This is a genomic window from Pseudochrobactrum mosebachae (assembly GCF_048914685.1).
Taxonomy (GTDB): Bacteria; Pseudomonadota; Alphaproteobacteria; order Rhizobiales; family Rhizobiaceae; genus Pseudochrobactrum.
Map to the genome: position 1 here is coordinate 552,999 of NZ_CP128408.1, position 19,613 is coordinate 572,611.

Annotated in this window: 20 protein-coding genes; 9 read left to right on the forward strand and 11 right to left on the reverse strand. The window is 48.6% G+C overall.

Annotation, left to right across the window (positions count from 1 at the left end; all coding sequences use genetic code 11):
- Positions 1–104: 104 nt before the first annotated feature.
- The 3 genes from MP213Fo_RS02610 to MP213Fo_RS02620 are packed head-to-tail and all read left to right on the forward strand — an operon-like array spanning position 105 to position 1,541.
- Positions 105–281, forward strand: coding sequence for a hypothetical protein (locus tag MP213Fo_RS02610; protein WP_421090137.1), 177 nt, complete (start codon positions 105–107; stop codon positions 279–281).
- Positions 278–532: a hypothetical protein gene (locus MP213Fo_RS02615; protein WP_421090138.1), complete on the forward strand. Its 255-nt coding sequence runs from the start codon at positions 278–280 to the stop codon at positions 530–532. The genes MP213Fo_RS02610 and MP213Fo_RS02615 overlap by 4 nt, the downstream gene beginning before the upstream one ends.
- A complete protein-coding gene (locus MP213Fo_RS02620) occupies positions 516–1,541 on the forward strand; it encodes a tyrosine-type recombinase/integrase (RefSeq protein WP_421090139.1) in 1,026 nt (341 codons plus the stop codon). The genes MP213Fo_RS02615 and MP213Fo_RS02620 overlap by 17 nt, the downstream gene beginning before the upstream one ends.
- 793 nt (positions 1,542–2,334) lie before the next feature.
- Here the strand turns inward: MP213Fo_RS02620 and MP213Fo_RS02625 are convergent.
- The 7 genes from MP213Fo_RS02625 to MP213Fo_RS02655 all read right to left on the reverse strand — a co-directional run bounded on the left by MP213Fo_RS02625 (position 2,335) and on the right by MP213Fo_RS02655 (position 10,138).
- A complete protein-coding gene (locus tag MP213Fo_RS02625) occupies positions 2,335–2,496 on the reverse strand; it encodes a hypothetical protein (RefSeq protein WP_421090140.1) in 162 nt (53 codons plus the stop codon).
- Positions 2,497–2,739: 243 nt separating this feature from the next.
- A complete protein-coding gene (locus tag MP213Fo_RS02630; protein ID WP_421090141.1) occupies positions 2,740–3,624 on the reverse strand; it encodes an ABC transporter permease subunit in 885 nt (294 codons plus the stop codon).
- Entirely contained in the window at positions 3,621–4,541 is a 921-nt protein-coding gene (gene gsiC / locus MP213Fo_RS02635; RefSeq protein ID WP_421090142.1) for a glutathione ABC transporter permease GsiC, read from the reverse strand. The genes MP213Fo_RS02630 and gsiC overlap by 4 nt, the downstream gene beginning before the upstream one ends.
- A 63-nt stretch (positions 4,542–4,604) precedes the next feature.
- Positions 4,605–6,134 carry a glutathione ABC transporter substrate-binding protein gene (locus MP213Fo_RS02640; RefSeq protein WP_421090143.1) on the reverse strand — a complete coding sequence of 510 codons (1,530 nt, stop codon included), beginning with the start codon at positions 6,132–6,134 and terminating at the stop codon, positions 4,605–4,607.
- Positions 6,135–6,153: 19 nt separating this feature from the next.
- Positions 6,154–8,079 carry a dipeptide ABC transporter ATP-binding protein gene (locus MP213Fo_RS02645; RefSeq protein ID WP_421090144.1) on the reverse strand — a complete coding sequence of 642 codons (1,926 nt, stop codon included), beginning with the start codon at positions 8,077–8,079 and terminating at the stop codon, positions 6,154–6,156.
- Positions 8,069–8,959, reverse strand: a complete 891-nt coding sequence (locus tag MP213Fo_RS02650; protein ID WP_421090145.1) for a MurR/RpiR family transcriptional regulator — start codon at positions 8,957–8,959, stop codon at positions 8,069–8,071. The genes MP213Fo_RS02645 and MP213Fo_RS02650 overlap by 11 nt, the downstream gene beginning before the upstream one ends.
- Before the next feature lie 411 nt (positions 8,960–9,370).
- Positions 9,371–10,138, reverse strand: coding sequence for a hypothetical protein (locus MP213Fo_RS02655; RefSeq protein ID WP_421090978.1), 768 nt, complete (start codon positions 10,136–10,138; stop codon positions 9,371–9,373).
- 252 nt (positions 10,139–10,390) lie between these two features.
- Here MP213Fo_RS02655 and MP213Fo_RS02660 point away from each other — a divergent pair, with 252 nt between their 5' ends.
- The gene (locus MP213Fo_RS02660; RefSeq protein WP_421090146.1) at positions 10,391–11,506 is read left to right on the forward strand and encodes a linear amide C-N hydrolase; all 1,116 of its coding nucleotides are present in this window, start codon (positions 10,391–10,393) and stop codon (positions 11,504–11,506) included.
- A 76-nt stretch (positions 11,507–11,582) separates the two neighbouring features.
- On the opposite strand, the gene MP213Fo_RS02665 is transcribed toward MP213Fo_RS02660, so the two are convergent.
- Positions 11,583–12,173, reverse strand: a complete 591-nt coding sequence (locus MP213Fo_RS02665; RefSeq protein ID WP_421090147.1) for a hypothetical protein — start codon at positions 12,171–12,173, stop codon at positions 11,583–11,585.
- A gap of 223 nt (positions 12,174–12,396) precedes the next feature.
- Between MP213Fo_RS02665 and MP213Fo_RS02670 the strand changes: the two genes are divergently transcribed.
- Both MP213Fo_RS02670 and MP213Fo_RS02675 read left to right on the forward strand, forming a co-directional pair.
- Entirely contained in the window at positions 12,397–12,720 is a 324-nt protein-coding gene (locus tag MP213Fo_RS02670; protein ID WP_421090979.1) for a YnfA family protein, read from the forward strand.
- Positions 12,721–12,911: 191 nt separating this feature from the next.
- Entirely contained in the window at positions 12,912–13,526 is a 615-nt protein-coding gene (locus MP213Fo_RS02675) for a methyltransferase family protein (RefSeq protein ID WP_421090148.1), read from the forward strand.
- 81 nt (positions 13,527–13,607) lie between these two features.
- On the opposite strand, the gene MP213Fo_RS02680 is transcribed toward MP213Fo_RS02675, so the two are convergent.
- Positions 13,608–13,868, reverse strand: a complete 261-nt coding sequence (locus MP213Fo_RS02680) for a DUF2171 domain-containing protein (RefSeq protein WP_421090980.1) — start codon at positions 13,866–13,868, stop codon at positions 13,608–13,610.
- A gap of 226 nt (positions 13,869–14,094) precedes the next feature.
- Here MP213Fo_RS02680 and MP213Fo_RS02685 point away from each other — a divergent pair, with 226 nt between their 5' ends.
- Entirely contained in the window at positions 14,095–14,994 is a 900-nt protein-coding gene (locus MP213Fo_RS02685) for a hypothetical protein (protein ID WP_421090149.1), read from the forward strand.
- A gap of 118 nt (positions 14,995–15,112) precedes the next feature.
- Here MP213Fo_RS02685 and hdaA read toward each other — a convergent pair whose 3' ends face one another.
- Together hdaA and MP213Fo_RS02695 are read right to left on the reverse strand one after the other, a co-directional pair.
- The gene (gene hdaA, locus MP213Fo_RS02690) at positions 15,113–15,841 is read right to left on the reverse strand and encodes a DnaA regulatory inactivator HdaA (protein WP_421090150.1); all 729 of its coding nucleotides are present in this window, start codon (positions 15,839–15,841) and stop codon (positions 15,113–15,115) included.
- A 238-nt stretch (positions 15,842–16,079) separates the two neighbouring features.
- On the reverse strand, positions 16,080–17,153 hold the full coding sequence (locus tag MP213Fo_RS02695; protein ID WP_421090981.1) for an AI-2E family transporter: 1,074 nt from the start codon (positions 17,151–17,153) through the stop codon (positions 16,080–16,082).
- Between the two features lie 551 nt (positions 17,154–17,704).
- Between MP213Fo_RS02695 and purM the strand changes: the two genes are divergently transcribed.
- Positions 17,705–18,808: a phosphoribosylformylglycinamidine cyclo-ligase gene (gene purM, locus MP213Fo_RS02700; protein WP_421090151.1), complete on the forward strand. Its 1,104-nt coding sequence runs from the start codon at positions 17,705–17,707 to the stop codon at positions 18,806–18,808.
- Positions 18,805–19,446 (forward strand): phosphoribosylglycinamide formyltransferase, encoded by a 642-nt coding sequence (gene purN, locus MP213Fo_RS02705; protein WP_421090152.1) that lies wholly within the window; start codon positions 18,805–18,807, stop codon positions 19,444–19,446. Before purM ends, purN begins: the two co-directional genes overlap by 4 nt.
- Positions 19,447–19,613 lie beyond the last annotated feature (167 nt).

Below are 19,613 nucleotides of genomic sequence, written 5' to 3' on the forward strand. Positions count from 1 at the left end.
GTCTCGCATTGTCTGGGCTATATGCCCTGAGCCACAGCGCACAGATTTGCATTTCAATATGCGCTTCGATCCTAACTGGAAGAACTATTTGCCGGAGACCAGCAATGACAAGAGGGGAATTAATTCTACAGATCGGCCAATTGGAGGCCGCAAGGAACCAAGAGCAAAACAAGATTATTGCCGCTGAAACAAATATTATCCGCTTAACGCGCCAAATCCGAGAGCTGAAGCGTCAAGTTTATGCCGCCTCACCACTCGCACCGGAAGGAGGGAAGGATTGACTAAAATCACACCTTACTGGCCTGCTGCGATGCCGTTAAATCAAGCGGCAGCTTACTGCGGGCTCTCCACAGAGACATTTAAGGAAGTCTGCCCGATAAAACCGGTTTCATTTACACCATCAACCAGAGGTCAGCGCTTTCTAAGGCAGCGTCTTGACGAGTGGCTTTCATCATTAGATCGTAATGCGGACTATTCAAACCTATCCGCTTTAGAGGCATGGAAGGCAAGAAAACATGCGCGTACCTCTTAAGGGATTGCATAAGGTAAAAAAGCGCTTATCAGACGGGAAAATTCATACATATTATTATGCATGGAGAGGTGGCCCTCGCCTCTCGATAGACCCAGTTAAAGACCCCGCCGGATTTGTATCCGAGTTCAATGCAATTTCTAAAGCAGCTGTGCAGCCTGACAATGAAAGCCTTGCCGGGCTTATCACCCAATACAAATCATCACCGGCATACACAGACCTATCGGCAGTTAGCCAAAGAGATTACGATCCATTCTTGGCAGAGTTGTCATCTGAATTTGGGGATATGCCTATCATTGCTTTAAACGAGCATGGGGCGAGAGCCGTTTTCAAGGATTGGCGCGATACAATGGCACAAACTCCGCGAAAGGCTGACAGGGCTTGGTCTGTGGTAAAGCGCGTATTCTCATGGGCGTTGGATATGGAGATCATCACCCGTAATCCATGCTCTGGCGGTGGCAGGCTTTGGAAAGGAAGTCGTGCAGATATCATCTGGCAAGCCGAACAAATAGAAGCCGCGAGCAAAGCGCTTAATAGTAATTTACTGCAAGCTCTCATGTTGGCTTTATGGACAGGGCAAAGACAAGGGGATATTCTAAGCCTTACGTGGTCAGCGTACGACGGCCAGCACATCAGGCTCAAGCAATCCAAAACAGGGAAGCGCGTGACTATTCGGGTTTACTCAACCTTAAAGACAATGCTTGATTCTATGGACAGGCAGTCTGTTACCATCTTGACAAGCACTCAAGGCACCCCATGGTCAAGCGACGGTTTCAAAACCTCATGGGGTCGAGCAATTAAGAAGGCCGGAATCACCGGTGTCACATTCCACGATCTGCGAGGAACATTCATTACCAAGGCAAGACGCAGCGGCGCTACTGTCGAAGAAATAGCAGCGGCATCTGGTCATTCTATCAAGGATGTATCCAGAGTTTTAGAAGCTCACTATCTCGCCCATGACGAAGAAACGAATGACGCAGTAATTCTTAAAATGGAGAAAAAAAGGCAGTGATTTCGGTTTACAAAGTCACTGCAACCCATTGATTCATAGATGGTATAAACAGCGCCATTCTACATATAAGATATTGTTTTCATTATGTTAGCCTCTGCCTTCTAAGCCGTAGGTCACTGGTTCGAATCCAGTCGGGATCGCCATTGTTTTCAATGAGTGTGATTGTTTTAATTATTGTAATTTGAACGAATGATTTTCAGTGCTGTAGCTTCATACGTGTTATTTTACCGACACAAACTATAATAATGGCATTTTTCTTTAATCTTGGGATTTTCATACTTCCCAAAATGCGTAGTTTATATAGATATTTATATTCTATGTTAGGAAGCTAAATTGAAAAAAACATTGCTTATTATAATATTTTCACTGCCAGTAATCATGATGTTCCATCGATCCTATGCGTCAGCGCAATCAACATGTGAATATAAATGTACCGATCGTGTAACGGGAGCATTAGATTTAGACTGCTATGTAAAATGTATGGGATGGGAGCACTGAAAACTCCACCCACGCTCATAAAATCGTGATAGTTTCACTTATTCTGCACCAATTTCATTTAAATTTTCATATGTAAAAAAAGAAAAGGCGGCTTCATCAAATACTGCCTTTTCGTGCTTGATATCAGCATTGTAGCCGTCACTCAGAACATCGATAAATTTATCACAGTGACAAAAAACAGTATGGAGCCACATCAACGACAGCGTACGACCTTAAAGCTCAAACATCTACATCGCGTTATAATCTGATGAAGAGCCTTTTCCAATAAGATCATTTTTACGCGCACATTCAGTTATCAAAGACGGCCCGATATCGCCCCATGACCGTCAAGCGTATCCTCCGGTCGGCCATAGGCATGTAAAACAACATCATGGCCATGCCGTATGAATGAACGCAAGCATGCAGCATGAACAGCGCCTAAGCGCTTGCCAATCCACAGTGAGTTAACGGTTAACATATATATGTACCTAATTATAAAGAGTAATCACTCTCTCTATACGCATATCAACAAAGCATTCAAGTAGCCTAACAATTTAAAATCAATATGTTAAATCATTAATAAGGCATATTAAAACATAAGAATTCTTAATAATAACATTCAAGATTTATATAATATTAAATACTCAATAAAGGGGCAGCATCATCAGATGCCACCCCTTTATTGTCTACACATCTCATGCATATGCATAAGTCGTTTGCGTTAATCCGTCCGCAGTTTCGGATCAAGCGCATCACGCAAGCCATCACCAAACAGATTGAAGCCAAGCACTGTCACGAAAATTGCGATCCCCGGAAACAGCGTCAGGTGATCGGCAACGCCCATATAGCTGCGGCCATCTGCGAGCATTGCCCCCCATTCAGGGCTAGGCGGTTGCGCGCCAAGACCAATGAATGAGAGCGAAGCTGCGGTCAGGATCGATGTACCAATACGCATCGAGAAATACACAATCACGTTCGGCAAAGTACCGGGCAGAATATGTCTCAGCATAATAATGCGGTTCGGCACACCAATCGCACGGGATGCATCCACATACACCGTACCTTTGAGTTGTAGCGTGGTGCTGCGTGCAAGGCGCGCAAAGACCGGTATTGAGAAAATCGCCACTGCATAGATCACATTGGTAATGCCGGGTCCCAAAATAGCGATGACTGCAATTGCCAGCAAAATGCCTGGAAAAGCCAACAGCAGATCACACAGACGCATAATCGCAGAATCAATCCAGCGTCCATAAAATCCGGATATAATGCCAAGCGAAACACCGGCAAGAGCACCCAATGTTACCGACAGGAAACCAACAGAGAGCGAGATACGCGCGCCCCATATGATACGGCTCCAGATATCACGCCCATAAGTATCAGTGCCCGCCCAATGAGCCCAGCTTGGCCCTTCAAGCACCGCATTATAGTCAGGCGCACTCGGATCATAAGGCGCGACAAATGGAGCGAAAATCGCCATTGAGACCAGCATAATAATAAACACAAGCGCCACGACAGCCAGTTTCTGTTTTTTGAAACGGCGCCAGAATTCAGCCAGAGGTTTGCGCATTTTTTCGGTGGGTTGCACCACAGCAGTTGTCGCACTCATTTGTAGCGGATCTCCGGATTTGCAAAGGCGTAAAGCACGTCCACTAACAGGTTGATGAAAATAAATTGCAGTGAAAACAGTAGGATAAGCGCCTGAATCACCGGATAATCACGATAAGAAACTGAATCTACCAGCAATCGGCCAAGCCCCGGCCATGAGAAGACGCTTTCCACAACGATCGAGCCACCAAGCAGAAAGCCGAATTGCAGGCCAACCATAGTGATGATCGGGATCAGCGCATTACGCAGCGCGTGCTTCCAGATAACACGGCGCTCCGGCACACCTTTAGCACGCGCGGTACGCACATAATCTTCACGGGCAATCTCGATAAAGGAAGAGCGGGTAAAACGTGCCATCACAGCAGCCACACCAACGCCAAGCGTGAAGGATGGCATAATATAATGCTGCCATGTGCCGTAACCACCGGTCGGAAACCAGCCAAGACGAACAGAGAAAACATTGATCAGCAACAGACCCAGCCAGAATGGCGGGAATGAAATACCGGAAACCGCAATAATCATACCTGCATAATCAGGCCACTTACCGCGTTTAACAGCCGAAACAACGCCAATCAGAAGCCCAAGAATTGCGGACCACAGCATGGCAAAAAATGTGAGCCATACGGTGGGCATCAGGCGTTCGCCGATTTCTTCCACAACAGTACGGCGGGTTTTGAGCGATATGCCAAAATCACCCTGCACTGCGCGGCTGACATAGCGCACAAATTGCTCAGGCAACGGCTTATCAAGCCCGAGTGAGGAGCGAACCGCCGCGACATCATCGGGACTGGCATCAACACCAGCAACAAGGCGTGCCGGATCACCCGGCAACATATGCACAAAGGCAAAAACGCACACTGTCACCATCATGATGACGGGGATGGTAGCAACCAGCCGCTTGACGATATAGGCAAACATGGATTTCCTTTCTGAAAAACTGTGCTGGTCACTTGCGTAACCAGCACATGCTTTCAGACGCTATTAGTCAGTAAATTCAGCATCTTCCAACAAGAAACCACGATCCGGCAACATGTAGACACCGGAGAGTTTATTGCTTTGCGCAGAAATATTCTGCGGAACACCGAGGAAAATCCACGGGGCTTCTGCCCATGCGGCTTTCTGTACTTCAGCGTAGAATTCAGCACGTTTAGCCGGATCAGCAGTGCTGATCGCGCCTTCAATGCCGCCGTCTACTGTGGCGTTCTTAAAATATGCAGTGTTAAACATTGCAGGCGGGAAGCTCTGTCCGTAAAACAGCGGACGAATACCCCAATCTGCGTCACCGGTAGAGGCTGACCAGCCAGCATAATAGAGCTGCACTGTCGCATCTTCAGGCTTATCAACCGACCAGATTTTCTGTGCTGCAACACCGGCTTCCAGCGGCGTTACTGTCACTTTAACATTGATCTGTGCCAGCTGCTGCTGAATGAACTGCGCCGCACGGATAGATTCCGTGTTGGAGTTCGACCAGATTTCAGTTTCAAAGCCGCTTTCAAAGCCGGCTTCTTTCATCAGTTCCTTGGCTTTTTCAACGTTGAACTCGTAATTACCGGCAGTCACGTGAAAAGCAAGGTTCTTAGGAATGATGGAATCTGCTGGTTCGCAAATGTCATTGTAAACGATCTTACAATAAGCATCTTTATCAACAGCATGGTTGAAAGCATGACGAACGCGAATATCATCAAAAGGCTTCTTCATGGTGTTGAGCGATACATAATACTCAACGATTGAAGGGCTTTTGTTCACTGCGATAGCCGGGTTCTTTTCGGCAACTTTAATCAGCTCCGGCGGGAAAGACGGTACAAACTGAGTTTCACCGGTCTGAAGCATTGCAAAACGCGCACCTGATTCAGGCACTGAACGAACGGTCACGCCATCAACCTTTGGCAGGCCGTCTTTCCAGTAAGTGTCGTTTTTCACAACTTCAAGCGTATCAGCTGACCAGCTTTTGAACTTGAACGGGCCGGTACCAACAGGATTGCGGCTAATGTCTTTGCCGTATTTTTCCAGCGCTGCAGGCGAGATAAACATTGCACCTGGATGCGCGAGCGATGCGATCATCGCACCAAAAGGCTGCTTCAGGATCAGTTTGATGGTGCTGCCATCAATAACTTCTACCTTATCAACCATTGAAACGAGACTGCGACGGGACAGTTTATTGTCCGGATTGGCAAGACGCTCAATGTTGATTTTAGCAGCTTCAGCATTGAAGTCTGAACCATCATGGAACTTTACGCCCTGACGCAGCTTGATCGTAAATTCTGTCGCATCATCATTGGCTTCAAAGCTTTCTGCCAACAGCGGAACAAGCTTCATGTCTTTATCAAAGCCAAACAGACCCTGATAAATCAGGCGCAATGAGGTCTGTGACAGCGTGTCATTGATATTTGTCGGATCAAGTCCTGTCAGATTGTTTGGCACTGCCACGGTGAGCGACTTTGCCCATGCAGCTCCCGGCAGCATCATGACAGCGGCCAATGCCGATGACAGCAAAAGTGATTTCAGTTTCATGAGTATCTCCTTCCTCAGATCAGTTAAAATCGCCAATCGGATGGCGAGCAACAAAATGTCCCGGTTCCACCTCCACCAGTGGTTTAACAACGGGCATATCGTTTGGTGCGCGTACGGGGCTTGGTATTTCGCCCTCAATAAGTGGCCGGTTGCGATCTCTGCGGGCAGGATCAGCAATAGGAACGGCTGACAGCAGACGCCGTGTATAAGCATGCTGCGGGTTTTCGAAAATCTGGCGACGCGGGCCGATTTCAACAATCTGGCCGAGATACATCACGGCAACGCGATGCGACACACGCTCAACCACCGCCATATCATGGCTGATGAAGATATAAGACAGGCCGCGTTTTTCCTGCAGTTCCATCAGCAGGTTAATGACCTGCGCCTGAATGGAAACATCCAGTGCTGCCACCGCTTCATCGGTGATGAGAATATCCGGATCACCGGCGAGTGCACGGGCAATACAAATACGCTGGCGCTGGCCACCGGAGAACTGGTGCGGGTAACGATGCGCGTGTTCAGGCTGCATACCGACATCGCGCAACAATTGCACAACACGCTCCTGAATTTCATCGCCCTTGGCAAGACCATGGGTGATCAACGGCTCGGCAATAGAAAAGCCGACTGTCAGGCGCGGATCAAGTGAGGCAAACGGATCCTGAAACACATATTGGATTTTACGGCGGATAGCCTGTTTTTCACTGCCGCCCAGTTTGAAAATATCTTTATCACGATAGAGCACCGAGCCGGATGTTGCTTCCTGCAACATCATCAAAGTGCGGCCGGTGGTGGACTTTCCGCAGCCGGATTCGCCCACAAGTGCCAATGTTTCGCCTTGACGCAGGTCAAAATCAACTTTTTCAACCGCATGAACCCGACCGGATAATTTAGAGAAAAAGCCCTTGCGAATATCAAACCGCGTTACCAGCTCACGCACTTTCAGGATCGGCTCGCCAGATTTTATTGTGTCTTGCGGCGGATAATCATCATAACGCACGGCCTGCCCATCTGCAGCGTCATTTTCGCCATTGGGCGCGCCATGGGGCGCGTCATGAGGGGCAGAGCTTGAAGCCAGCATCGGAAAACGGCGTGGCAGTTCCTGACCATTCAAAGCACCAAGACGCGGTACTGCTGCCTGCAGCGCACGGGTATAAGGGTGCTGCGGCGCCTGAAAAACAGCCTCAACAGTACCCTCTTCTACTTTTTCACCATTGCGCATTACCAGAACTCTGTCGGCAACTTCTGCAACAACCCCCATATCATGGGTAATGAACAGAACGGCCATACCCATTTCTTCCTGAAGCAGACGGATCAGACGCAAAATCTGCGCCTGAATGGTCACATCCAGTGCTGTGGTCGGTTCATCGGCGATCAGCAGACGCGGCTTGCAGGACAATGCCATAGCAATCATCACGCGCTGGCGCATTCCGCCCGACAATTGATGCGGGTGGCGATCCAGCAAGCGCTTTGCATCAGGAATGCGCACTTTTTCAAGCATATGCAGGGCTTCAGCGCGGGCTTCTGCGGCGGTGCAATTCTGGTGCAGGCGCACAGCCTCAGCAATCTGTTCGCCCACAGTAAATACCGGATTAAGCGAGGTCATCGGCTCCTGAAAAATCATGGCAATGTCATTGCCACGAATTTTTTCCATGGCCTTCAGCGAATATTGGGTGAGATCGCTGGTGATACCGTTACTACCGGTAAACTGGATGCCACCTTCAGTAATTTTGCCGCCGCCGGTTTCAACAAGGCGCATAATCGCCAAGGATGTTACCGATTTACCTGAGCCGGATTCACCGACAACAGCCAGCGTTTCGCCTGCTTTAATTTCAAAAGACAGATTTTTTACAGCCCGAAACGTGCTTTCATCACCCTTAAAATCAACGCTGATATTTTCAACGCGGATGATCGGTGCTGCGACCATGTTATTCGACTTAACTGACATCCGTGGTCCTCGTTCTGGACTGCGGGTGATTTTCATCATCCGCATAGAGATAGGGCATAAGCAAGCTTGTCATTGATATAGCATCAGACTCGCTTTGATGATGGGCTGCCAGAATGGCAATAATGGCTTCAATAGCGGCCATAGCTGCAACAGTAGAACCGTGCAGAACCGGATGACCGCTTGGAATAACAATCTGCTCGTGGCTCAAAGCGTAGATCGGCGACTGCGGGCCATCAGAAATAGAGATGCAATAGCAGCCACGCCCGCGCGCCAGTTTCATAAAATCGACTGTTGATTGTGAATAGCGCGGCAAAGACATCGCGATCAGCAAATCTTCTGGTCCTAAACCGATGATTTTTTGCACGATGCGCTCTGAGCCACCCGAGCCGGTTAATAAGATCTGGTTGCGGGTAAATGAGATCGTTTTATCAGCAAATAATTCCAATATATTAGCGCTGATACCAAAACCGAGAAAGGCAACGCGCCGCGCGCTCATCATGCGCAAAGCGGTGCTTTCCCAGATAGCGCTATCGCCTTGCAACGCCATTTCCTCAACCAGCCGGGTCGCATTTTCAAACGAATCCTGCGCCACGCAACTTGGCGGGGTCTGGCGTGCACGCTCAAGATTAAAGCCGGTTTTAAGCAACCCCTGATATCCTTGCACAGCATGTGCCCGAAAATCAGCAAACCCGCTCAGGCTGAGCGCCTTTACAAAACGCGTAATTGTGGCTGCGGAGGTTTCTGTTGCCGTTGCTAATTCCTCAATACCCATTGTGGCAACCTGAAACGGATTCGCCAGCACAAAATCAGCGATCTTCTGCTGGTTGGTCGTCAAAGACGGCCATTGTGCTTCTATGAGTGATGATAAATTCAACGTCAAACTCCCCCTCCGAAAGCTTTCACGAAAGAATTCATATCAAACAATAATAATTTTGAAAATCTTTTTCACGCATTCGCAACAGAAATATACAAAACACATAAAAATATGCATTACAGCACTGGGAAAACTACCAATACGCTGTTTGCTGTGTATCTCAGTCCGCGCTAGAGCGGGTAACATTCGGGTTGGATCGCAGTGCTCGCTCTAGATTCTAGGGGTTTCGCATTGTCATACCTATCAAGTTGTTTCAACTTGATAGTGAAATGCTCTAGAGCGGGTAACATTCCGGTTGGATCGCAGCGCTCGCTCTAGATTCTAGGGGTTTCGCATTGTCATATCGCGCTCATGAAAAAAGCCCCGAAGCATAGGCCGGGGCTTTTTATTCATTCATAGCGCATTGTTTTGAACTTATCAGAACACAAATGATACGCCGGCAACCGGGCCGTGCTGCGTAACATTCCAACGGAACTTCTTACCGAGAATGTCGCCACCTTCATAATCCTGATAAAGCGCACGATAACCAAACCGCAGTAAGGCGGGTTGGTTGAAGATATGGGTGCGGTAGCCGAGATAAGCCTGCCCCTGCGCACTCAGGTCTGAACCGGTACCAAAGCCCCCCACATCCGCCTCAGCAAACAGGTTCCAGCGCTCCGCCAGATCTGCAATAATACGAGCACCAACAAAAGGATCCAGCCAGTCAATTTTACGCGATTCAGAAAGCTGACCGAATGTAAAATCAGCTTTAAGCTGTGTCCAGCGCATACCAGCAGTTGGTTTGATCGCAAAAACCCGCTGATTGCCAAACAAAGTCTCACCCTCAAGCGGCACTTCTATCGCACGGAAAAAGGCACCGGCAGAAAGTGTGGTTGAGGTTACATCCACACCAAAGGTCAAAGAACGGAAATCTTCATCCTGTTTGGTTTTGGTATATTGACCGTCAAAATACACACCATAAAGACCATTGGTAATTTCAACATTACCCATAGCGCTGAAATCAAGATTTTTAAAAATATCTGAAAACGGCACATCAATATCAGGACGCCGCCCCGCAACATTGGCATGGCCATCCAGCGAGGCCGCCCAGATATACGGACTAACAATAACCTTCCAGCGGCGCTGATCAAACTGGGCAACAGGCTCACCTACAACAACATCCGCGCTCATTGCCGCGACCGGCATCAGACCCGTTAGCGCGATGCAACTGCCAAGGATGAACTGCGTAAAGCGGGTCTTTGGTAGAAAACGCATATTTTATCCTTATCAGGTAACAATACTAGTAAAGAACAAGTTTCAAATCACTATAGTGCTACATTGCAAAAACTGCATCGTAAAATCAAGATTAAACCAGAACTATCGACATATTTATTTATATGTTATTTGTAGAATCTTGCTGGAGTTATCCAAATTTCAACGATAACAGAGGTAATTCTTTTGAAACAACATTTCTCTCACTTCATCAAGCAAAGACTTATTAAACAGGTGTCAGCTTTAGCGGTGATTACCGCGATTGCGGCCCCTTATCCTGCATCTGCGTGTACCAGCCTTTTGCTGCACACAACAGATGGCAGCGGTGTTTATGCCCGAACAATGGAGTTCGCTTTCGAGCTCAAATCCAATGCACTCATGATACCCCGTCAATATCAACTCAGCAGCACAGGCGCCGATGGTAAAACCGGCATGAAATGGCAGGGCAAATATGCAGCTGTCGGGCTCAATGCGTTTGGCGTTACCGCGCTTGTTGACGGTATGAATGAAAAAGGCCTCGCCGGTGGAATTCTTTATTTTCCAGAGCTGGCTGGCTATGCGGATGGCACCAAAACAGACCCGGATAAATCACTCGCACCATGGGATGTTTTGAGTTGGATTCTCACCAATTACGCTACGGTTGAAGACGTAAAAGCCGCTATCAATAACATCACCATTATTGATGTTAAGCAGCCGGATATGGGGTTTGCCCCACCGGTGCATTATACGCTTCATGATGCATCGGGCGCATCATTAGTCATTGAACCAGTTGATGGTAAATTGAAAATCTATGACAATCCTGTCGGCGTTATGACCAATTCGCCGGCCTTTGACTGGCACATGACCAATCTCAGAAATTATCTGAAGATTTCTGCCATCGATGCCGAGCCTTTAAAAATTGATGGTTTGACACTCAGCCCGCTTGGTCAGGGGTCAGGCCTGATTGGCGTACCGGGAGATCCGACCCCGCCTTCCCGCTTCATTCGTGCAACTGCCTATACACTGGCTGTCGAAAAACAGGCTAGCGGTACAGACAGTGTGCGCCTTGCGGAACATATTATCAATAATTTCGACATTCCTAAAGGTTGGATCCAGCTCAATAACGATGCCAAAGCACCGCTGGAATACACCCAATGGTCGAGCATTGCCGATCTTAAAAATCAAAAATATTACGTAAAAATGTATGATGATCAGGTATTGCGCGGTATGGATATTAATAAATTTGATTTGGACAGCAAAGAGCTGCAAAAGGCACCTCTTGAACCAAACCTGACCCCACCAGCAGTCGAGTTCAAAAAATAAAACAAAGCGCTTTTTTTTAAAAAAAGCCGGAGATTTGACGCTCCGGCTTTTTATCATTCAAATGTTGCTGCATTTATCAATTCAAAACATAGCAGCTTTTTGCGCCGCCACGGTTAGGATCGCCAAAAGTCCGGTTATCGCATGGTGTACCACCGCGCATCATCCGCTCTACATAACGGTCTTGTGTACCGTATCGCACCATTTTTCGACCTGAGAAATTACAGTATTGTCCTTCACCGGCACAACGCTGCCACTGGCCGCCGCGACCGCTCTCACGATCCGGACGATAGCTGTGACGCCCGTTATTACGGCCATATTCATCACGGCGGTTATCGCGCCCGTAACCACCGCGATCCCGACCTTTGTCACGGCCCTGATCATGACGCACAACATAAAAACAACTTTTAGCTGTACCGCGTGCCGGATCCCCAAAGACGGCATTGGAGCAACGCACTTCAGGCCGGTTGATAAAGCGGGAAGTCATTCGCTTGCCATTGCCGTAGAGCACTTCAGTTGGGTATGGCAGCCGGCAAATACCATTTTCACCTGCGCATTGGCGGTATTCCTGCGCTGATGCGGTTTGTGTCTCAACCACATAAGCTCCGGATACGAATGCCAGAAACAGCATAATACGGGATAAATGCGTGCCAAACGTCATTGTGTTCACTTGTTTTTCCTTTTCTAATGAGCTGCTGCTCATGTTGAAGTCCCCATATTTACGACTATGACTTCACTTAAGAAACTTTTGTTTATTCCGAAATTGCTGAGATGAGATATACCTCTAAATCTGCTTCTAAAACAGTATATTTGAACAGGAAATGAACAGTCCCACTATTATCCAGTGCGGATTGCGCTGCATCCAACATTGCCGGAATTCCACCATGAAACCAATGACACAATATTTAATTTACTCTCTGGCAGCCTTTGCAGAAATTGGTGGCTGCTTCGCATTCTGGGCGTGGCTGCGGATGGATAAATCAGCGTGGTATCTGGTGCCTGGCATTGCTTCCCTGATTGTTTTTGCAGCACTTCTCACTCTGATCGACAGTGATGCGGCAGGGCGCGCTTATGCAGCCTATGGCGGCATTTATATCATTGCTTCACTGGTATGGCTGCGTTTTGCAGAAGGTTTTATTCCGGATCGCTGGGACATCGCCGGCGGCATGCTGGCTCTGGCCGGTGCAGGACTGATCCTGCTTGGGTCGCGTGGCTAGTCAAAAAGAATAAGTACCGTTCCGGTAAAAATAATCTGCCGCATGATCAAAGCGTCATAAGAATATCATAAAATAGGTATTTACCGGCCAGACATCATGTGATGCCTACTGTTTTGCTTTCATATTAAAGCAGTAAAACGTGCAATTATTATCATCATTTTTGTCTTAAATCCTTGTCAGGTAATGCCACCATGCAATCCATGAAAGAAATGAGCCGGTATCAAGCGCGCCGCCGCATAGCCGTTGCCCTTATTATTGCCCTGCTGTTTTGCGCCCTGCTGTTTGTGCGCTCAGCATGGCAGCGCGGCATACATGAATATATTGAAGCTTTCGGGCTTGGATTTATTATGATGGCTATTCTTGGCCGTATGTGGTGCACACTCCATATTGGCGGCCATAAAGGCGCCAATATTATCCGCACCGGCCCTTATTCAGTCAGCCGCAATCCGCTTTATGTTTTCAGCACGATTGGTGCTTTTGGTATCGGCTGCATGACCGGCAGTCTCATTATTGCTTTGCTGCTTGCAGTCGTCTGCTACATCACATTCATGTTCGTGATTATGGCTGAGGAAGGCTATCTGGAAAACACATTCGGGCAAGCTTACCGCGATTACAAATTGGATGTTCCGCGCTTTTTCCCTAACTTCTCCGGATATAAAGACGTCGAAACTCTGACCATTCGTCCTAAAACGCTCTACAATACGTTTTTCGACGGTCTGGTATTTTTTATTGCCTATCCGGTTTTCGAATTTGTTGAATATTTGCAAAACATCGGTGTCATTCCGGTACTGCTGCATGTTTATTAAATCATATTTCAAACATTAAAAACAGGAAACCCGCCTTTGATGGCGGGTTTCTTATTTCAGCTGCAGATGCGCTCAGCGGGTTTAGAGCGCAGCCTTGCCGTCTTTTTCTTCTTCAAAGGTAATCGCAACATCAGCATTGGCCGACAGGCGTACTTTATTGCCTTCAACATCTGCGACCAGTCCCAAAGAAATATAATGGTGGTGATGGTGATGGGAGCGATCGCCGCCATCATTTTTAGTGAGCTTAATCCGGTCACCCTCGACATGATCAACCGTACCAACATGAACGCCGTCAGCACCAATAACTTCGAAATGCTCTTTAATTTTTGCAGTATCGACCATTGTGGTATCTCCTGTGTTATTCATGATTATAACGCGCCAGAAGCCCAAACGATGCAAGCTGTCAGCATTATATTTTATCAAGGTGGCCTTAAGCGGTAAAACATGAACAAAAGGAGAGCATAGTAACCAATTACGAAGATTCACCCGTTAGCTTAAATCCAGAAGATTCGAAATTTCCGTTATGATCAGTGCTTCTGGATGCTGACCGGTATAAAGGCGCAAGACTATGGCTCCGAGAAAACCCGCTCCCCGTAAGAGACGTACAACGCGCACACAAAGCAAGCGCTCCACAGGCCGCTCCACAAGCCGCTCCGGCGCATCGGTGGTAACGGTGGGCGCCATTGTGGTTATAGGTGCAGCAGCACTCTGGGCCACATCACAGAATAAAAGCCCTACAGCCAGCGTCTCCCAGCTGATCAGTTCAACTTTATCCTCTTCATCTGCCCCCCGCTCACAAAACATCACAGTGAGCAAACCGGCACAGCAAGCAGCTGCCCGCCCGCAAGTCAAAGAAACAGTGGCGACAACACCCGTTGCAAGACCGCAAATTGCAGTGCAAACACCGCGTATTGAAACAAAATCTGCAGCTGCGACCACTATAATTGTGGCACCAGCAGCTAAGCCGGCCGTTGCACCCCAGCAAGCAGCACCTCAGAAAGCGGCGCCTTCACGCAATACCACGCTTGCACTTGTGCCGATTGCCAAACCTGTACCTGATGATCATAGCCGTCATGCCAGCGGTGCGTTTAAAATTCCTAAAGTGGTGATTGCCAAACAAGCATTGGTGATCCGTGAAAAAGCTTGGGAACAAGCGAAAACCATAGGCAGCGTTCCCAAGGGCCGCGAAATGCGCACATATGCCAAGGTCGGTCGCTGGCATCGTGTTGTTGTGCCATCAACCAATATTATTGGTTGGGTGCAGGAAGAGCAGCTGGCATTTAAAAATCCGCAGAGCCAGAACAGCCGGCTGCGTTCGGCAATGGCCAAGGCACCAAATTTTACAACCGGCTCAATTTCGCCGCGTGCAGAACGCAAACCGGAACCGGCACCAGCAGCACAAAAAAAGCCGCAAAATACCGGCCTGATCGCGCCGCTTTACCCGCAGCAACCGGTGGGCAAACAGTAGAGCGGGTAATGTCCCGATTGTAGCGCAGCTCTTGCTCTCTAGACTTTAAATTTTCGCATTGTCATAGCTATCAAGTTGTTTCAACTTGATAGTGAAATGCTCTCAGTAGCGGAGAGTTTCAGACATCTGTTTTGGCGGCAGGCAAGGCATGCGCCATAGCTTGCAAAGCCTGTGTGGCCAGAGCTTTGGTAATGCGAATTTTTTGTTGCAATGCCATGTGATCCAGCAGATCAACCAGCACAATCACACTATCAAGCGAGCGCTCAACACGGCTGACAATATAGCTGATCACAGCAGGGTCAACACTGACCTGACGATCAGCAAACAGCTTATAAATAACCGTGCTTAGCAGATAATCATCCGGCTCAGAAATATCGACAATCGTTACAGCTTTGAGCCTTGAGATCAGATCCGGCAACGTAATATTCCATTGCAAAGGCTGCAGTTGCGAGGTCATCAGCAAAGATGCCTGTGACTGGCCTTTGGCACTGCTGCCGGCGGTCTGGCGAACAGTATTAATGAGATGAAACAAGCCTGTTTCATCAAAGGGTTCAGCGCCGATGTCGTCGATCAGCACCGGACGCTGGGCTGCTATCTCAAGCGCCTGCTCATTAATATCGCGCGGATCAAGAATTTCAGCATCATTCTGGCTACGCCAGATAGCTGCGAGATGCGTTTTGCCCGCACCGGCAGGCCCGACAAGCATCGCGACAGGCGAAGGCCATTCCGGCCAGCGGTCGATCAGATCAACCGCCGCACGGTTAGATCCGGTCACAACCAGGTCATCGCGCGTGAAGCCAGGCTCATGCTGTAGAATGAGCGGCATTTGTCGGTGCTCAACAGACATAGTTTTCCAAATTTTCCGCCAGAACCGAAAAACGGTCAAAGCGATGTGTCATCGTCATCAGGGTGTTTACCACAGTTTTCAGCGGATCAGCAGACTGTAGTCTCTGTCTAACGCAGTATCTGCTTTTAGCCAGAGTGAAAAGCATAACCGGCACTTCAATGCCAGTTATGCCACCTTATCCCCGTGACACACAGAAACTGTGGACAGCCCTGTTGAAAACTTTGTGTCTTTGAGAATTTTACTCCGCCTGATTTTCACCATTACTGCTTTTGTACATCGGAGATTCCAGATAGCGGTTGAGGATAAAGCGCACCACCACGCCTACCGCCGCAGCCGCAGGCACCGCAATCAACATACCGGTAAAGCCGAGCAGCGAGCCAAAAGCAAATAATGCAAACATCAGCCATACCGGATGCAGCCCGACCGAGGAGCCAACCAGTTTAGGCTGCAAAATATTGCCCTCAATGAACTGACCGCTGAAAAACACCGCTGCAACCACACAAACCATGATCCAATCCGGCCAAAACTGTACCAGCGCCACGCCGATAGCCAGAACCAGACCAACGGTAGAGCCGATATAAGGAATAAAACTGATCAGGCCCGAAAACAAACCAATCAGCAAGCCGAAATTCAATCCTGTCAGGGTCAGGCCGATAGCGTAATAGGTACCGAGGATAAGGCATAATGTGCCCTGCCCGCGGATAAAGCCGGCAATCGCAGCATTCATCTCACGCGCAATCTGGCGCACGGTTTTAACGTGATCACGCGGAATCCACGAATCAATTCTATCGACCATGCGATCCCAATCGAGAAGCATGTAAAATGCCACAACCGGGGTAACCACAAACAGACCGGCCAGATCAATCAGTGATTTTCCGGAATTCCACAGAGATTGCAGCAAAGTGGTGAGGAAACCCGCCCCCTGCTTGAGGAAACTGCTGAGATTACCCTGAATAACGGAACTATCAATGCCGAGATATTTTTGCAGCCATTCTGAGTCCTGATGCGCAATCAATGACTGAAGCTGGGTGAAATAGCCCGGAAATTTGGAAATAAACTCGGCCATCTGGGTTACCAGCACCGGCACGATAATAATCAGACCAAGCACCAACACCAATATACAGGTGATCAGAATAACCACTGAGGCCCAAAGCCGTGACATTCCGAACCGTTCAAGCCGGTCGGCCACAGGATCAAGAAAATAGGCCAGCGCCAGACCGGCAACAAAAGGCAGCAGAATAGAGCTAAAAATTGTTAAGAACAGAATGAAAATGATTGTTGCAAACATCCAGAACAGCGCTTGTTTACGCATACTTGAACCAAGCGCATTAACCTGCACATCCAGATACAGCTCATTATTCGAACCATTATTTGGCACCGGCACAATAACCTGTTTCGAGCCGGTTTTAGCGGTTTTGGCCGCGTCAACTTTAACAGTACGCGACACTGGCGATTTAGCTTGTGGTGTTTCAGATTTGCTCATTTAAACCGCCATTGATTAAAAGTCTGGAATATGTCGCATTCTGATTGTTGGTCAAGGGCTCTGCATCCTAAGAATAACGATCAAAGCCATGAGACAGGAATTTGACTGCGACATATGCTCTGCTGCCTTCATAACATGGGTGTTATGACTAAAAAATCACGAAATATGCTTGCGGGCGAAGCATTCTCATGTCATTGCGCCCTCTTGAAGCATTAATCGCAGTCTGCCCTGCCGCTTTTCCCCAAGGCATCCAGGCTGCGCAGACCGGAGCATGCCTTTTTGACTCTTTCAGATAGCATACTCTATCTTTTTGTTTATTGCAGTCGCGCACAGAACACAGGTAGCCACCTTTTCTGAAACTGCTTTATCGGGAGCAAACTATGCCACAGTCGAAAACCCCTTCAACCACAGCCACAGACCAGAAAAACGGTCTGACCTATGCCGATGCCGGTGTGGATATTGATGCAGGTAACAGCATGGTCGATATGATCAAGCCGTTGGTTCGCTCAACACGCCGCCCAGGTGCTGATGGTGAAATCGGCGGTTTCGGCGGCTTGTTTGACCTTAAAGCCGCAGGTTTTAAAGATCCGGTGCTGGTTGCGGCCAATGACGGTGTGGGCACAAAGCTTAAAATTGCGATTGATGCAGACCGCCATGACACTGTTGGCATTGATCTGGTGGCAATGTGCGTCAATGATCTTGTGGTACAGGGTGCCGAGCCGCTGTTCTTTCTCGACTATTTTGCGACCGGCAAGCTGAATCCGGCACAGGGCGCTGCCATTGTTAAAGGTATTGCCGAGGGTTGCCTGCAATCTGGTTGCGCGCTGATCGGTGGTGAAACCGCTGAAATGCCAGGCATGTATGCAAAAGGCGATTATGACCTTGCGGGCTTTGCTGTTGGCGCTGCGGAGCGCGGCCAGTTACTACCGGCGGGTGATTTGCAAGCCGGTGATATCATTCTGGGTCTTGGCTCTTCAGGTGTGCATTCCAACGGTTTCTCGCTCGTACGCCGTATTGTTGAACTGTCGGGCCTTGGCTGGCAGGATTCTGCGCCATTTGCGCAAGGTAAATCTTTGGGCGAAGCGCTGCTGACCCCGACCCGGATTTACGTTAAATCACTGCTGGCGGCTATCCGTTCAACCGGTGCAATCAAGGCATTGGCGCATATTACCGGCGGTGGTTTTCCGGACAATATTCCACGCGTTCTGCCGAAGCATTTGTCGGCAGAGATTGATTTGTCAGCCATTCCGGTTCCTGCGGTTTTCTCATGGCTGGCAAAGACCGGCAATGTTGAAGCGCATGAAATGCTGCGCACATTTAACTGTGGCATTGGCATGATTGCTGTGGTGCCGGCTGACAAAGCAGAGCTGGTTATGCAGGCATTGCAGGCTGAGGGCGAAACTGTTGTTACCCTTGGCCGCATGATTGCACGCGAAGGCGAAAACAATGAAGGTGTTATTTATCAGGGCACACTCTCTCTATGATCAGCGCCACACCTGCTACGCGCAAGCGTGTAGCCATTTTCATCTCCGGCGGCGGCTCCAATATGGAGACGCTGATCCGGGCGGCACAGGCACCGGATTATCCGGCTGAGATCGTGGCTGTGTTTTCAGACAAGCCTGATGCGGGCGGTTTGGCCAAAGCGCAGGCTGCGGGCATAGCAACCCATGCTTTTGCCCGTAAAGACTATATGTCTAAAGATGCGCATGAAGATGCCATTCTGGAAAAGCTTGCTGATATCGCACCGGATATTATTTGCCTCGCGGGTTATATGCGCCTTTTATCCGGCCGGTTTATTGCACCTTATGCAGGGCGGATTTTAAACATCCACCCTTCACTGCTACCGCTCTTTGCCGGATTGAATACCCATCAACGCGCGCTTGATGCCGGTATGAAACTGGCAGGCTGCACCGTGCATCTGGTAACTGAGGGGATGGATGAAGGCCCTATCCTCGCTCAGGCTGCAGTTGCCATTGATGCACAAGATACGGCTGAGAGCATTGCAGCACGTGTTCTCACGGCAGAGCATCAGCTTTATCCGCGGGCTCTTCGTCATTTTGCTACGGGCAAAACGCCTGAAAACTATGGCGATTTAGCAACACAAATACTGATTAGCGGCTAAAACAAGTATTATTTATTAAGTTTCTCTTAACATGCCACGATAAAACCCTAAATAGCCCGTTATGCAGTTCTGTACTGCGTGGACCGGTCAGCGATTCCAAGTCGTGACATGTTACGTGCAGAACTATTACGGGCGCTCAAACGCTTTCAATTCATAAAGATAAGAAG

What these genes read in the sequence shown, in the direction of transcription:
- MP213Fo_RS02610 (WP_421090137.1), top strand. Translation starts at nt 105, where the DNA reads ATGACAAGAGGGGAATTAATTCTACAGATCGGCCAATTGGAGGCCGCA.
- MP213Fo_RS02620 (WP_421090139.1), top strand. Translation starts at nt 516, where the DNA reads ATGCGCGTACCTCTTAAGGGATTGCATAAGGTAAAAAAGCGCTTATCA.
- MP213Fo_RS02625 (WP_421090140.1), bottom strand. Translation starts at nt 2,496, where the DNA reads ATGTTAACCGTTAACTCACTGTGGATTGGCAAGCGCTTAGGCGCTGTT.
- MP213Fo_RS02630 (WP_421090141.1), bottom strand. Translation starts at nt 3,624, where the DNA reads ATGAGTGCGACAACTGCTGTGGTGCAACCCACCGAAAAAATGCGCAAA.
- gsiC (WP_421090142.1), bottom strand. Translation starts at nt 4,541, where the DNA reads ATGTTTGCCTATATCGTCAAGCGGCTGGTTGCTACCATCCCCGTCATC.
- MP213Fo_RS02640 (WP_421090143.1), bottom strand. Translation starts at nt 6,134, where the DNA reads ATGAAACTGAAATCACTTTTGCTGTCATCGGCATTGGCCGCTGTCATG.
- MP213Fo_RS02645 (WP_421090144.1), bottom strand. Translation starts at nt 8,079, where the DNA reads ATGTCAGTTAAGTCGAATAACATGGTCGCAGCACCGATCATCCGCGTT.
- MP213Fo_RS02655 (WP_421090978.1), bottom strand. Translation starts at nt 10,138, where the DNA reads ATGCCGGTCGCGGCAATGAGCGCGGATGTTGTTGTAGGTGAGCCTGTT.
- MP213Fo_RS02670 (WP_421090979.1), top strand. Translation starts at nt 12,397, where the DNA reads ATGACACAATATTTAATTTACTCTCTGGCAGCCTTTGCAGAAATTGGT.
- MP213Fo_RS02675 (WP_421090148.1), top strand. Translation starts at nt 12,912, where the DNA reads ATGCAATCCATGAAAGAAATGAGCCGGTATCAAGCGCGCCGCCGCATA.
- MP213Fo_RS02680 (WP_421090980.1), bottom strand. Translation starts at nt 13,868, where the DNA reads ATGGTCGATACTGCAAAAATTAAAGAGCATTTCGAAGTTATTGGTGCT.
- MP213Fo_RS02685 (WP_421090149.1), top strand. Translation starts at nt 14,095, where the DNA reads ATGGCTCCGAGAAAACCCGCTCCCCGTAAGAGACGTACAACGCGCACA.
- hdaA (WP_421090150.1), bottom strand. Translation starts at nt 15,841, where the DNA reads ATGTCTGTTGAGCACCGACAAATGCCGCTCATTCTACAGCATGAGCCT.
- MP213Fo_RS02695 (WP_421090981.1), bottom strand. Translation starts at nt 17,153, where the DNA reads ATGCGTAAACAAGCGCTGTTCTGGATGTTTGCAACAATCATTTTCATT.
- purM (WP_421090151.1), top strand. Translation starts at nt 17,705, where the DNA reads ATGCCACAGTCGAAAACCCCTTCAACCACAGCCACAGACCAGAAAAAC.
- purN (WP_421090152.1), top strand. Translation starts at nt 18,805, where the DNA reads ATGATCAGCGCCACACCTGCTACGCGCAAGCGTGTAGCCATTTTCATC.